The sequence below is a fragment of the Paenibacillus sp. FSL R7-0198 genome, from assembly GCF_038000415.1.
GTDB lineage: Bacteria > Bacillota > Bacilli > Paenibacillales > Paenibacillaceae > Paenibacillus.
This window is the reverse complement of record NZ_JBBOCB010000001.1, coordinates 4027440-4040625: the sequence shown is the minus strand read 5'-3', so window position 1 is coordinate 4040625 and position 13186 is coordinate 4027440. Positions and strand designations below refer to the sequence as shown.

The 13186-nt window shown below is 48.5% G+C and carries 8 protein-coding genes, 8 tRNA genes and 3 rRNA genes; 2 read left to right on the top strand and 17 right to left on the bottom strand.

What is annotated here, in order from left to right; genetic code table 11:
* Positions 1-5: 5 nt before the first annotated feature.
* The 15 genes from MKY87_RS17555 to MKY87_RS17485 form a co-directional block, all read right to left on the bottom strand.
* Positions 6-83 (bottom strand) — tRNA-Asp (locus MKY87_RS17555).
* Between the two features lie 26 nt (positions 84-109).
* Positions 110-183 (bottom strand) — tRNA-Met (locus MKY87_RS17550).
* Positions 184-199: 16 nt separating this feature from the next.
* Positions 200-275 (bottom strand) — tRNA-Val (locus MKY87_RS17545).
* 6 nt (positions 276-281) lie between these two features.
* Positions 282-353, bottom strand: a tRNA-Glu gene (locus MKY87_RS17540).
* A gap of 17 nt (positions 354-370) precedes the next feature.
* Positions 371-462 (bottom strand) — tRNA-Ser (locus MKY87_RS17535).
* A gap of 3 nt (positions 463-465) precedes the next feature.
* Positions 466-541: transfer RNA gene (locus MKY87_RS17530), tRNA-Asn, on the bottom strand.
* Between the two features lies 1 nt (position 542).
* Positions 543-618: transfer RNA gene (locus MKY87_RS17525), tRNA-Ala, on the bottom strand.
* Positions 619-652: 34 nt separating this feature from the next.
* Positions 653-726, bottom strand: a tRNA-Ile gene (locus tag MKY87_RS17520).
* Between the two features lie 57 nt (positions 727-783).
* A 5S ribosomal RNA gene (gene rrf / locus MKY87_RS17515) occupies positions 784-900 on the bottom strand.
* A gap of 75 nt (positions 901-975) precedes the next feature.
* Positions 976-3902: ribosomal RNA gene (locus tag MKY87_RS17510) — 23S ribosomal RNA — on the bottom strand.
* A 368-nt stretch (positions 3903-4270) separates the two neighbouring features.
* Positions 4271-5823 (bottom strand): 16S ribosomal RNA (locus MKY87_RS17505).
* Together the 16S, 23S and 5S rRNA genes with 8 tRNA genes alongside form the textbook arrangement of a ribosomal RNA operon.
* Positions 5824-6440: 617 nt before the next feature.
* Positions 6441-7406 carry an arginase gene (rocF, locus tag MKY87_RS17500; RefSeq protein WP_340965540.1) on the bottom strand — a complete coding sequence of 322 codons (966 nt, stop codon included), beginning with the start codon at positions 7404-7406 and terminating at the stop codon, positions 6441-6443.
* Positions 7396-8616, bottom strand: coding sequence for an ornithine--oxo-acid transaminase (locus MKY87_RS17495; protein ID WP_340965539.1), 1221 nt, complete (start codon positions 8614-8616; stop codon positions 7396-7398). Before MKY87_RS17495 ends, rocF begins: the two co-directional genes overlap by 11 nt.
* A 141-nt stretch (positions 8617-8757) precedes the next feature.
* Positions 8758-9414 (bottom strand): amino acid ABC transporter permease, encoded by a 657-nt coding sequence (locus MKY87_RS17490; RefSeq protein ID WP_091039262.1) that lies wholly within the window; start codon positions 9412-9414, stop codon positions 8758-8760.
* Between the two features lie 23 nt (positions 9415-9437).
* The gene (locus tag MKY87_RS17485; RefSeq protein ID WP_091039264.1) at positions 9438-10259 is read right to left on the bottom strand and encodes a transporter substrate-binding domain-containing protein; all 822 of its coding nucleotides are present in this window, start codon (positions 10257-10259) and stop codon (positions 9438-9440) included.
* A 322-nt stretch (positions 10260-10581) separates the two neighbouring features.
* Between MKY87_RS17485 and MKY87_RS17480 the strand changes: the two genes are divergently transcribed.
* Complete coding sequence (locus MKY87_RS17480) at positions 10582-11226, top strand: GntR family transcriptional regulator (RefSeq protein WP_338590119.1); 645 nt, start codon at positions 10582-10584, stop codon at positions 11224-11226.
* A gap of 58 nt (positions 11227-11284) precedes the next feature.
* On the opposite strand, the gene MKY87_RS17475 is transcribed toward MKY87_RS17480, so the two are convergent.
* Positions 11285-12019, bottom strand: coding sequence for a class I SAM-dependent methyltransferase (locus MKY87_RS17475; protein WP_340965536.1), 735 nt, complete (start codon positions 12017-12019; stop codon positions 11285-11287).
* A gap of 164 nt (positions 12020-12183) precedes the next feature.
* Between MKY87_RS17475 and MKY87_RS17470 the strand changes: the two genes are divergently transcribed.
* The gene (locus MKY87_RS17470; protein WP_091039268.1) at positions 12184-12528 is read left to right on the top strand and encodes a hypothetical protein; all 345 of its coding nucleotides are present in this window, start codon (positions 12184-12186) and stop codon (positions 12526-12528) included.
* Between the two features lie 247 nt (positions 12529-12775).
* Here the strand turns inward: MKY87_RS17470 and MKY87_RS17465 are convergent, their stop codons facing one another.
* Positions 12776-13003, bottom strand: coding sequence for a cold-shock protein (locus MKY87_RS17465; protein ID WP_017691121.1), 228 nt, complete (start codon positions 13001-13003; stop codon positions 12776-12778).
* Between the last annotated feature and the right edge of the window lie 183 nt (positions 13004-13186).

Sequence of the window (13186 nt, the reverse complement as noted above, 5' to 3'; positions counted from 1 at the left end):
AAAAATGGCGGAACCGACGGGATTCGAACCCGCGATCTCCTGCGTGACAGGCAGGCATGTTAGGCCAACTACACCACGGTTCCAGATCACTTTCTCAGGGAAAGTATAATTGCGGGGGCAGGATTTGAACCTGCGGCCTTCGGGTTATGAGCCCGACGAGCTACCGGGCTGCTCCACCCCGCGTCGTTATAAAGTTATATGGTGGAGGCTGAGGGGATCGAACCCCCGACCCTCTGCTTGTAAGGCAGATGCTCTCCCAGCTGAGCTAAGCCTCCATAATATGACCCGTAGGGGATTCGAACCCCTGTTACCTCCGTGAAAGGGAGGTGTCTTAACCCCTTGACCAACGGGCCTTGCTAAAAAAATTATCTGGCGGAGAGAGAGGGATTCGAACCCTCGAGACGCTTGTGACGCCTACACGATTTCCAATCGTGCTCCTTCGGCCAGCTCGGACACCTCTCCATATGGCTCCCCGAACAGGGCTCGAACCTGTGACAACTCGATTAACAGTCGAGTGCTCTACCAACTGAGCTATCAGGGAATGGTGGAGCCAAGCGGGATCGAACCGCTGACCTCCTGCTTGCAAGGCAGGCGCTCTCCCAGCTGAGCTATGGCCCCATACACTGTGTATTTCTTTGTTGTGGTCTTGCTATGGGCCCTGGTGGACTCGAACCACCGGCCTCACCCTTATCAGAGGTGCGCTCTAACCAACTGAGCTAAGGGCCCTTATATATCCCTTATTCCTTGGCAAGGGGGGCAAAAAAAATACCCCAAAGGGAAATCGCTTGGCGGCGTCCTACTCTCCCAGGACCCTGCGGTCCAAGTACCATCGGCGCTAGAGGGCTTAACGGTCGTGTTCGGGATGGGTACGTGTGGAACCCCTCCGCCATCGCCACCAAACGCGTAGCTTACATTTCAGAGATCGTTCTCTGAAAACTAGATTCGAAACGAAACACGCGAGTTATCACTTGCTAATTGGATAAGCCCTCGACCGATTAGTACTGGTCAGCTCCATGCATTGCTGCACTTCCACCCCCAGCCTATCTACCTCGTCGTCTTCAAGGGGTCTTACATACTGGGAAATCTCATCTTGAGGGGGGCTTCACGCTTAGATGCTTTCAGCGTTTATCCCGTCCGTACATAGCTACCCAGCGGTGCTCCTGGCGGAACAACTGGTACACCAGCGGTACGTCCATCCCGGTCCTCTCGTACTAAGGACAGCTCCTCTCAAATTTCCTACGCCCACGACAGATAGGGACCGAACTGTCTCACGACGTTCTGAACCCAGCTCGCGTACCGCTTTAATGGGCGAACAGCCCAACCCTTGGGACCTACTTCAGCCCCAGGATGCGATGAGCCGACATCGAGGTGCCAAACCTCCCCGTCGATGTGGACTCTTGGGGGAGATAAGCCTGTTATCCCCAGGGTAGCTTTTATCCGTTGAGCGATGGCCCTTCCATGCGGTACCACCGGATCACTAAGCCCGACTTTCGTCCCTGCTCGACTTGTAGGTCTCGCAGTCAAGCTCCCTTATGCCTTTGCACTCTTCGAATGATTTCCAACCATTCTGAGGGAACCTTTGGGCGCCTCCGTTACTCTTTAGGAGGCGACCGCCCCAGTCAAACTGCCCACCTGACACTGTCCCCGCACCGGATTACGGTACCAGGTTAGAACCTAGATACGATCAGGGTGGTATCCCAACGTTGCCTCCATGGAAGCTTGCGCTCCCACTTCAAAGGCTCCCACCTATCCTGTACAGATCGTACCCAAATTCAATATCAAGCTGCAGTAAAGCTCCATGGGGTCTTTCCGTCTTGTCGCGGGTAACCTGCATCTTCACAGGTATTAAAATTTCACCGGATCTCTCGTTGAGACAGCGCCCAAGTCGTTACGCCATTCGTGCGGGTCAGAATTTACCTGACAAGGAATTTCGCTACCTTAGGACCGTTATAGTTACGGCCGCCGTTTACTGGGGCTTCGGTTCACAGCTTCGGATTGCTCCTAACCACTCCCCTTAACCTTCCAGCACCGGGCAGGCGTCAGCCCGTATACTTCGCCTTACGGCTTCGCACAGACCTGTGTTTTTGCTAAACAGTCGCTTGGGCCTTTTCACTGCGGCCCCCTCGTGCTATTCACACTACCGGGGCACCCCTTCTCCCGAAGTTACGGGGTCATTTTGCCGAGTTCCTTAACGAGAGTTCTTCCGCGCGCCTTAGAATACTCTTCTCGCCTACCTGTGTCGGTTTGCGGTACGGGCACCTTCACCTGGCTAGAGGCTTTTCTTGGCAGTGTGAGATCATGACCTTCGCTACTACAATTTTCGCTCCCCATCACAGCTCAGCCTTAATGATGTGCGGATTTGCCTACACATCAGCCTCACTGCTTAGACGGACATCCATCAGTCCGCGTCACTACCCTACTGCGTCCCCCCATTGCTCATAACGGCTTACGGTGGTACAGGAATTTCGACCTGTTGTCCTTCGACTACGCCTTTCGGCCTCGCCTTAGGTCCCGACTTACCCTGAGCGGACGAGCCTTCCTCAGGAACCCTTAGGCTTTCGGCGGATCAGATTCTCACTGATCTTTTCGTTACTCATACCGGCATTCTCACTTGTATAATGTCCAGCGCTCCTTACGGTACACCTTCAACCCTTATACAACGCTCCCCTACCCCTGATGCAAAGCATCAAGCCATAGCTTCGGTGGTGTGTTTAGCCCCGTTACATTTTCGGCGCAGAGTCACTCGACCAGTGAGCTATTACGCACTCTTTCAATGGTGGCTGCTTCTAAGCCAACATCCTGGTTGTCTGTGCAACTCCACATCCTTTCCCACTTAACACACACTTGGGGACCTTAGCTGATGGTCTGGGCTGTTTCCCTTTTGACAATGGATCTTAGCACTCACTGTCTGACTCCCGGAAGTAAGTCTATGGCATTCGGAGTTTGACTGAGCTTGGTAACCCTTGCGGGCCCCGCACCCAATCAGTGCTCTACCTCCACGACTCTGTTTTCCGAGGCTAGCCCTAAAGCTATTTCGGGGAGAACCAGCTATCTCCGAGTTCGATTGGAATTTCTCCGCTACCCCCACCTCATCCCCGCATTTTTCAACATGCGTGGGTTCGGGCCTCCAGTGCGTGTTACCGCACCTTCACCCTGGACAGGGGTAGATCACCCGGTTTCGGGTCTACGTCCACGTACTATGTCGCCCTATTCAGACTCGCTTTCGCTGCGGCTCCGGCTCTTCACCTTAACCTTGCACGGGAACGTAACTCGCCGGTTCATTCTACAAAAGGCACGCCATCACCCCTAAAACGGGCTCTGACTTTTTGTAAGCACACGGTTTCAGGTTCTATTTCACTCCCCTTCCGGGGTGCTTTTCACCTTTCCCTCACGGTACTGCTTCACTATCGGTCGCTAGGAAGTATTTAGCCTTGGCAGATGGTCCTGCCGGATTCATACGGGGTTTCACGTGCCCCGCACTACTCGGGATCCGTCTCGGAGGGAACAGACTTTCAACTACAGGGCTTTTACCTTCTTTGGCGGGCCTTTCCAGACCTCTTCGCTTAACCGGTTCCTTTGTAACTCCATGTGAGACGTCCCACAACCCCAAAGAGCAAGCTCTCTGGTTTGGGCTTCTCCGCGTTCGCTCGCCGCTACTGACGGAATCACTATTGTTTTCTCTTCCTCAGGGTACTTAGATGTTTCAGTTCCCCTGGTATGCCTCACACTAACCTATGTATTCAGTTAGGTGTAACTGGAAATTACCCCAGCTGGGTTTCCCCATTCGGACACCCCCGGATCAAAGCTTGCTTACAGCTCCCCGAGGCAGTTTCGTTGTTCGCCACGTCCTTCATCGGCTCCTAGCGCCTAGGCATCCTCCGTGTGCTCTTAGTAGCTTAACCATTTTGTTCCGGTTTCGGTCGCTCGCTTCCCTTGATTTGGACTACGTCCAAATCCAAAAGTCGCTCTCACCCGATACCATCACAAAAGCAATTTAACTACCTTTATACACTTGACTTGTTTGCACAAGTTCAGCTTAAAGGAATGTTCTAATTCGCGTTTGTTTCGTTTCGATATCTAGTTTTCAAAGAACAAGCTCCATGCAAAAGCAAGCTGTTTTGAGAGTTTGAGCTCTCAAAACTGAGCAACGAGTGAGTGTTGTGCTCTTCATTTCATCCACACCGAAGTAATGGACCAGAATGAATCGCTGTTGCAGGTTCTCAGAACCTGCTTATTTGAATGTTTCCACTCGGGAAACGATTCTCCATAGAAAGGAGGTGATCCAGCCGCACCTTCCGATACGGCTACCTTGTTACGACTTCACCCCAATCATCTATCCCACCTTCGGCGGCTGGCTCCTTGCGGTTACCCCACCGACTTCGGGTGTTATAAACTCTCGTGGTGTGACGGGCGGTGTGTACAAGACCCGGGAACGTATTCACCGCGGCATGCTGATCCGCGATTACTAGCAATTCCGACTTCATGCAGGCGAGTTGCAGCCTGCAATCCGAACTGAGACCGGCTTTGTTGGGATTGGCTCCATCTCGCGATTTCGCAGCCCGTTGTACCGGCCATTGTAGTACGTGTGTAGCCCAGGTCATAAGGGGCATGATGATTTGACGTCATCCCCACCTTCCTCCGGTTTGTCACCGGCAGTCTATCTAGAGTGCCCACCCGAAGTGCTGGCAACTAAATATAAGGGTTGCGCTCGTTGCGGGACTTAACCCAACATCTCACGACACGAGCTGACGACAACCATGCACCACCTGTCTTGAATGTTCCGAAGAAAAGGTACATCTCTGCACCGGTCATTCAGATGTCAAGACCTGGTAAGGTTCTTCGCGTTGCTTCGAATTAAACCACATACTCCACTGCTTGTGCGGGTCCCCGTCAATTCCTTTGAGTTTCAGTCTTGCGACCGTACTCCCCAGGCGGAGTGCTTAATGTGTTAACTTCGGCACCAAGGGTATCGAAACCCCTAACACCTAGCACTCATCGTTTACGGCGTGGACTACCAGGGTATCTAATCCTGTTTGCTCCCCACGCTTTCGCGCCTCAGCGTCAGTTACAGCCCAGAGAGTCGCCTTCGCCACTGGTGTTCCTCCACATATCTACGCATTTCACCGCTACACGTGGAATTCCACTCTCCTCTTCTGCACTCAAGTCACCCAGTTTCCAGTGCGATCCGGGGTTGAGCCCCGGGATTAAACACCAGACTTAAATGACCGCCTGCGCGCGCTTTACGCCCAATAATTCCGGACAACGCTTGCCCCCTACGTATTACCGCGGCTGCTGGCACGTAGTTAGCCGGGGCTTTCTTCTCAGGTACCGTCACCTTGAGAGCAGTTACTCTCCCAAGCGTTCTTCCCTGGCAACAGAGCTTTACGATCCGAAAACCTTCATCACTCACGCGGCATTGCTCCGTCAGGCTTTCGCCCATTGCGGAAGATTCCCTACTGCTGCCTCCCGTAGGAGTCTGGGCCGTGTCTCAGTCCCAGTGTGGCCGATCACCCTCTCAGGTCGGCTACGCATCGTCGCCTTGGTGAGCCGTTACCCCACCAACTAGCTAATGCGCCGCAGGCCCATCCCCAAGTGACAGATTGCTCCGTCTTTCCAGTTTCCTTCAGGCGAAGAAAACAACTATTCGGTATTAGCTACCGTTTCCGGTAGTTGTCCCAAACTTGAGGGCAGGTTGCCTACGTGTTACTCACCCGTCCGCCGCTAACCATCAGAGAAGCAAGCTTCTCTTCAAGTCCGCTCGACTTGCATGTATTAGGCATGCCGCCAGCGTTCGTCCTGAGCCAGGATCAAACTCTCCAATAAAGTATTGAAAAGAGCGATAAGCTCATTTTGAATCTGACGAGATTAAAAATCTCATTTGTGCTCCAGCCGATCCAAGCCAAGGCTTGTTTCCAACTTTCGCATTCATTCTGCAAGCAGAATGTTTACTCACTCGTTGTTCAGTTTTCAAAGATCAAACTTGTTCCGTTACCGAATGTCGTTCTCTTCAGCAACTCTTATATAATATCATGTCCGAACCAACTTTGCAAGCTCTTTTTTTTAAGTTTCTTTCGAAGCTTATTTCATTTGCTTGCCGCACCGTGTAAACCGTGTTTTCTTGGCCGGAATTAGAATATATCATGTACAGATTTCAATTGCAAGTCTTTTTTCAAAAATGATAATCAACCCACATCATCAGCACAATATGTAATCTGACGCTCCTGTACTTTAGAAATAACTCTCCGCATCCTCATTACGACGCTTCTAATATACTTATCCATTAAACATAACCAGGGAAGCCACTTCCACTGCGATTGCAGTGAACAATTGATTGTGACTAGCCCTGGTTTTCGAAGATCTCAGTTTTCTTTCCTTCTATAATAGATAAGAAATTATATTCCTTAGGCAAAGCTTGCACACTCCGCATCACTTCTCAGTGCTTACAATATGCGCTTACCAAGTAACGAAGCGATCAGTTCCACACCAAGCCTTGCCGTATGTCTATTGTGGTCAAACAACGGATTCACCTCAACCAGTTCCATCGACGTAACTTGATTTGTGGAAGCAAGTATCTCCAATGCATAATGTGCCTCTCGATAATTCAAACCACCCGGTACTGGGGTGCCCACACCCGGAGCTTCCCGCGGATCCAGACAATCCATGTCAAAGCTGACATGAATACCATCTGTCCCTTTTCCCGCAGTAGCTACTGCTTGCTCAATAACTTGCTGTATTCCCATACGGTCAATATCATGCATCGTAAATGCTCGGATTCCCAGTCCCTTAATCTGCTCTTTCTCATACTCATCCAAATCACGCAGACCAACATAGACCAAGTTGGACGGATCAATAAACGCGCCTGCTCCAGCAATGTGTGACAGATTGAATGCAGTATGCCCCAAGGATGCAGCCACGCTCATCCCATGCATATTACCGGACAAGCTACGTTCTTCCGTATTCAAGTCTGCATGCGCATCAAACCAGATCACACCCAAATTCGAATAATGCGCTGTTAGCCCGGCAAAAGTACCAATCGCTACACTATGATCTCCCCCAAGCACAAGTGGAAAAGCCCCCTCCTCTACTGCGCCTGATACTTCACTACACACCTTCTGACTGACCTGACGTACCTCATTTAAATGTTTTACACGATTTCGCTCAATAGGGGCAGCCGGTTCAGAAGGACAATCTACCCGCACTTCTTTGGAAAGTACTAGCCCAAGACTCGCAATCTCCCGCTTCAGTCCAGCTGTAATCAATTCATCAGGCCCCAACTCTGCTCCACCTCTTGCTCCACCGAGTCCAAAAGGAACCTTAATGATAGCAATATTACGTCGCACAGATGTTTGACTTGTATCAATAGAAGTATCTTTTATTCCACCATGGACATCATCATCATTTTTCATGTAGGTCAGCTCCCTCATTGTTGATCAATACCTGCTCAATTCTCTCCAGTGCCCAGTCAATCTCGGACTCTTTAATCGTCAGTGGTGGAGCAAATCGAATGGTTGTCTCATGGGTTTCTTTACATAGCAAACCAGCAGACATCAATCGCTCACAATAGGGACGTGCTGATTCATGCAGCTCAACACCAATAAATAACCCTCTACCCCGAATATCCCGTATGGCTGAACTGCGAATATCTCGAAGTCTTTTCATAAAATAGTTCCCCAGACGCTCCGATCGCTCGGCAAGCTTCTCATCTTCAAGAACTTTCAGAGCTGCTATAGCCACGGCGCAGGCGAGTGGGTTACCCCCAAACGTAGAACCATGAGACCCCGGCTCAAACAAATCAAGTATCTCCGCATCGGCAGCAATAGCCGAGATGGGCATGACCCCTCCCCCCAGCGCTTTACCCATAATCCAGATATCTGGTTCAACCCCTTCCCAGTCGGAGGCAAAACGGCGACCCGTTCTTCCAAATCCGGTCTGGATCTCATCAGCTACAGTCAACACCTGCTGGATCTTACACAGAGCAAAGGCTTCAGCCAAATATCCATCAGGCGGGATAACAATTCCAGCTTCGCCCTGAATAGGCTCTACAAGAAAACCAGCCGTATTTGGCGTAATGGCCTTTTTCAGCGCTTCTATATCTCCATAGGGAATAATCCGGAATCCAGGTGTGAACGGTCCAAAATCTTTTTTATACTCCGCTGAAGAGGAAAAGGAAGTAACCGTCAGAGTTCTTCCATGAAAGTTACCAGAACATACGATAATTTCGGCTTGATTCTCCGGTACACCTTTGCAACGATAAGCCCATCTACGTACTGCCTTTACCGCAGTCTCCACCGCTTCAGCTCCTGTATTCATGGCAAGAATCTTGGATTTGCCCGTGAATTGTGAGAGTTTCTGATAAAAAAGAGAAGCGGAGCTGCTGTGGAATGCCCGTGATGTCAGCGTAACCTGATCTGCCTGATCCTTGAGCGCCTGTATGATCACAGGATGTCTATGACCATGATTCAATGCAGAGTATGCACTTAACATATCCATATAACGGCGGCCTTCAGGGTCTTGCACCCATACCCCTTCCGCCTGTTCAATAACAATAGGGAGCGGATGATAATTAGGTGCAGCATAACGCTCCGACCAATCAATTAACATTTTGGAATCTGACATACACACCCAACACCTTTCCAAAATATTGTATACAAAATACAATAACAATGTATGCGATACCATCGCCATTTACGACTACATCCCGCCATTTCCACTCCAGCCTACTCCAAACCTTTCTCGAATCGAATCCTTTATCAATAGTTATCGGGAAGTAGACAGTTTCCGTTCCAGCCAAGAGAGTAAATTAGCCAGTGTAAATGTGATTATAAAATAGAGGCCGGCGGCAACAAGCAGCGGAGCAAGCGGCTGGAACGTAACACCCTGAATTGTTCTGGCCGTGTATATAATCTCGGCTATGCCGATCATGGAGACAAGAGAAGAATCTTTAATGATAATAATGAATTCATTACCGATGGCTGGAAGCATGTTACGAAAAGCCTGCGGCAGTATAATATAGCGAAGTGTCATACCATGTGTCATACCAAGGGAGCGCGAAGCCTCTGTCTGTCCTTTATCAATCGCTTGAATCCCGGCCCTGAACACCTCCGCCATATAAGCCGAGCTATTCATCGTCAGAGCTACCACCCCCGACATAAATGCCGGCAAGTTCACACCTACAACCGTCAGACCATAATGAATAATAAGAATCTGTACCAGCATCGGTGTTCCTCGAATGAGTTCAATATACGCCGAAGCCACAAATTTAATTGGCCATATTCGGGATATTCGCATTAATGCCATGATCACACCAAGTAACGTACCAAACAATACACCGAAGAAGGAAAGTTCCAGCGTGACCCACGCACTTCGTGCATAATCCTGCCAATGTTCTAATAGAAAGGAAAAATCTAAATTCACGGCATATCCCTCACTCGTCCGGTTTATTCGCCGAGCATCTCATTCGCTTCAACGACGAACCGTTCAATATCTCCGTTCGTTTTGAGCTTTTCCAATGTAGTGTTGATCTGATCCAGCAGCTTCTGATTACCTTTCTTCACCGCGATGGCCGAACCACCCTCATCTTCAGCCTGTTCAATCTCTACATTCGCAACAACAAGCCCCTCTTGGTTCTTCACATACTGTTCAGCCACCGGCTTCTCCAGAATGAGTGCGTCTACACGCCCCGTCTGCAATTCCAGAATCAGCTCAGGTATTTTGGCCAGAGAAGTGAGCTTTGCTCCCTCTATTTCCTGAGCAATCCCTTCCTGGATGGAACTCTTTTGTACGCCAACCTGCTTGCCTGATAGATCATCTATGGACTTTAATGCCGTATCTTCCCCTTCTCTAACAAGTACAGCTTGCTCTGCATAATAGTAGATATGCGTAAAATCAACGTTCTTCTTTCGTTCCTCGGTAGGGGTTAAGCCTGATATTACAAAATCAACCTTATCTGTACCGAGGGCCATAAGAAGGCCATCAAAGTCCATGTCCTCAATCTTCAGCTCGGCTCCCAGATCAGCCGCAATTGCTTTCGCAATCTCGATGTCAAAACCTACAATGGTATCTTTACCATCGATTTTCTTATGAAATTCATAGGGTGCATAGTCCGCACTGGTTCCAAGTACAATTACTTCCTTTTCCGCAGAGCTACTGCCCGAAGACGAAGTAGCGTCTGATCCGGTCTCTGTCGTTTTTTCCTGCCCACATGCGGACATGAATACAACCACTAACAACAGCATCATTGGCAACAGTACTTTTTTCACACATCATACCCCTATTCTTTTTTTGAATGAGTAGCACAATAATTTGTATACAATATACATAAGACAATATATGGACTTATATGTAAGTAATACTAACAAACATTCTGGTTTATCACAATCATTATTTAAACATTTATACGCTTTAATTCCATAAAATGTGCTATATATAACACAGCATTTACATCGGCTGAAACATGAAGTTTGCTTGCCCAACTCCCCCCTCGGTGTTAAGATGATAAAAACTTGAAACTCCTGAACGGCGCGTACAGTACGGCCTTAAACCCATCTATTTATTCACTATACATAGAAAGGAGGATTCGGTATGGAGGTACCCAAATACCGATCCTTGAAAGACCACGTATACGATTACATTGCCCAGAAGATTCAGGACGGGACGTTACTTCCCAACCAGAAGATCAACGAGGCCGAAATATGCAAAAAGCTGGACATCAGTCGCACGCCTACTCGGGAGGCCCTTTTCCAGCTGGCTTCAGACAATCTGCTGCAATACATCCCACGCAGGGGATTTATAGTCACTCCTTTTGATGCAGGCAAAAAACTGGAGTTCTCCCAAGCGATCGGTGTGCTGGAGGCACTTGCTGCTACACTTGCAGCAGACCATCTCAGACCATCTGAACTTTTGGAGATGGAAACTCTCGTTGTTCGAATGGACGAAGATATTAGCCAGCTTGATCTTGCTGCCTACAACAAGAACCAATATCAGTTCCATAACCTGTACATTCAGCGATGTGGTAACGCCACAGTCATTGAGATGTTAAACACATTGAAGAACAGTTTCATCCGGCAGTCGTATGTTAGTGATAATAAACCAAAGCTATCTGAGGTACTGCTCGAAGTTAATGAAGAGCACCGGCAAATTTTAAGTGCTTTTCGAGCCAAGGATAAGAGCCAACTGGAAGCCCTGCTCAAACACCACTGGCGGATTATCGACAACGATATGCTGTAGTACGTTCTGTCGAAACAAACCAAAGGCAACCCACACGATTGTGTGAGTTGCCTTTTTCCTATTTTTCCTTTTTGACCTCCAACGGTGCCCTTGCTTCAAAAACAGCATACCCCAACTTTTTGCCGTATTTCGCGAGCAACCGATCATTGGTTTGACTCATTCGCTGCATACGTTCATCCTCAAACCAATTCATATCGATCTCACGATGCGGATCATGATCAACGCCCCATTTTTCCATGGATCGCGAATGTTCCTTGACCTCTACCTTGGTGAAACCACACTGCTTGAGGCGTTTTCTCCATGCTGTGGCCGTTACCAGAGTTCGTATACCGTAAAATTGCTTTAACCGGCGACACATCAATTCGGTCTTTTGGCCTGATAGAACCATCTCCCGATCCACCAAAAGTCCAGCGGGCTTCAACACTCTTCTATACTCAGTTAGTGCACTCCGCCATGGAGTAAAGATCGTAACCGACTCCACGAATACCATATCAAAATGATTTTCCGGGAAAGGCAACGATGCTACATCAGCCTGAACAAATCGAACATCCACCCGTTCTCGTCTTGCTCGCCGAACGGCCTTATCCAGCATCTGGCGATTAAGATCAATGGCCGTTACTTGATAACCCCTTTTAGCCAGGTAACACGCAGTCCTCCCAGTGCCACATCCTATCTCAAGGATATGACTATCCACAGGCAGAGATAAACTCTCCAGCAACTTCAGCGTTGCCAAAAAACCTCCGGGATGGGCACTCCCCTCCCCTAACCGAGCCAGCATGTCATGATAATCCACGCGACACCCCCTCCTCACTACTCCCAGTGTATGGAATAAACTCAAAAACGGCTCCTCCCTATTCGATTTCCCGGGTACTCGTCCATACCAATTGGTCTTCTTTTTACTATGATATACAAACCGTTGAATTCAAGCGGCAACCGCATCTAATGAGGAGGATTTGCATGTACAGAATTAATCGGGTATGTGAAGAAACGGTTTCTCCGCACGTTGGACGTTCCGTTTGTCTCGTTATGAAAGACGGTAAGCATATGTATGGTACGCTTAGTCAATGTCGTGATGGCAAAGTTTATTTGAACGGATGTTTCGAGGGACCACGTCTATGTTCAGTCAAGTCCAAACAACAGCTGGTAAAAAGCAGCAAGAAAAACGCTGTTGCATCAAAAAAAGTTAAATCTTCAGCCTACGGTCGATATGGATACGGTCGCGGTTATGGCTATGGAGCAGGAGCAGGGATCGAACTGGCTCTGGTAGCAACTCTGTTTTTGCTGCCATTCCTGTTCATTTAAAACTCAAATCTGCTAGCGGTAAGATTGTAGTCATAACAAAGACCCTTTTTGCTATAAGCAAAAAGGGTCTTTGTTTTTTTTCATGTGATTCTCGTCATTTACATTATTTTTCTGTTAAAAAATGATACAAAAAAAGGCATTCGCTAAAACGAATGCCGGGAACTTCATATTTAATACCCTTACCTTCGCACAGGGTGTCTTGTTTGATCTTAAAAAAAAACACCTCGTTAGAGGCGGGTAAGCTATGTTAAATCCGATTTCCTTTAGGCATCGTTTTCAGATTACTATTCGAATTCTCAAGCAATGGTAGCATCCTAGTCGTGCTGACCATCTCAGAAGCACATATCGGACAAGTAGGTACGTTATCAAACGCAAAATTGTCCCGCATCCATCCTTTGCACGTATCACTCGTACATTCCCAGATTGCCGCATCAGCTTGTGGAATCTCTTCCAACGGTTTTTTGCGATTATACATGACTTCTACCCCCTTTGTTATGGAAAAACATCTAACCGACGTTATTTCACAGAAGCCTACACTTAGCGGAAGTTTCACGTCCCACCAGACCCTGCCTCGACAACTAATGGGTCGACTTTTATATAACTGATCAAAAAAAAGAAGCTGCCTTTACCATTATAACATGTTAAAGGCAGCTATGCT

What these genes read in the sequence shown, in the direction of transcription:
- rocF (WP_340965540.1), bottom strand. Translation starts at nt 7,406, where the DNA reads ATGAAAAATGATGATGATGTCCATGGTGGAATAAAAGATACTTCTATT.
- MKY87_RS17495 (WP_340965539.1), bottom strand. Translation starts at nt 8,616, where the DNA reads ATGTCAGATTCCAAAATGTTAATTGATTGGTCGGAGCGTTATGCTGCA.
- MKY87_RS17480 (WP_338590119.1), top strand. Translation starts at nt 10,582, where the DNA reads ATGGAGGTACCCAAATACCGATCCTTGAAAGACCACGTATACGATTAC.
- MKY87_RS17470 (WP_091039268.1), top strand. Translation starts at nt 12,184, where the DNA reads ATGTACAGAATTAATCGGGTATGTGAAGAAACGGTTTCTCCGCACGTT.
- MKY87_RS17465 (WP_017691121.1), bottom strand. Translation starts at nt 13,003, where the DNA reads ATGTATAATCGCAAAAAACCGTTGGAAGAGATTCCACAAGCTGATGCG.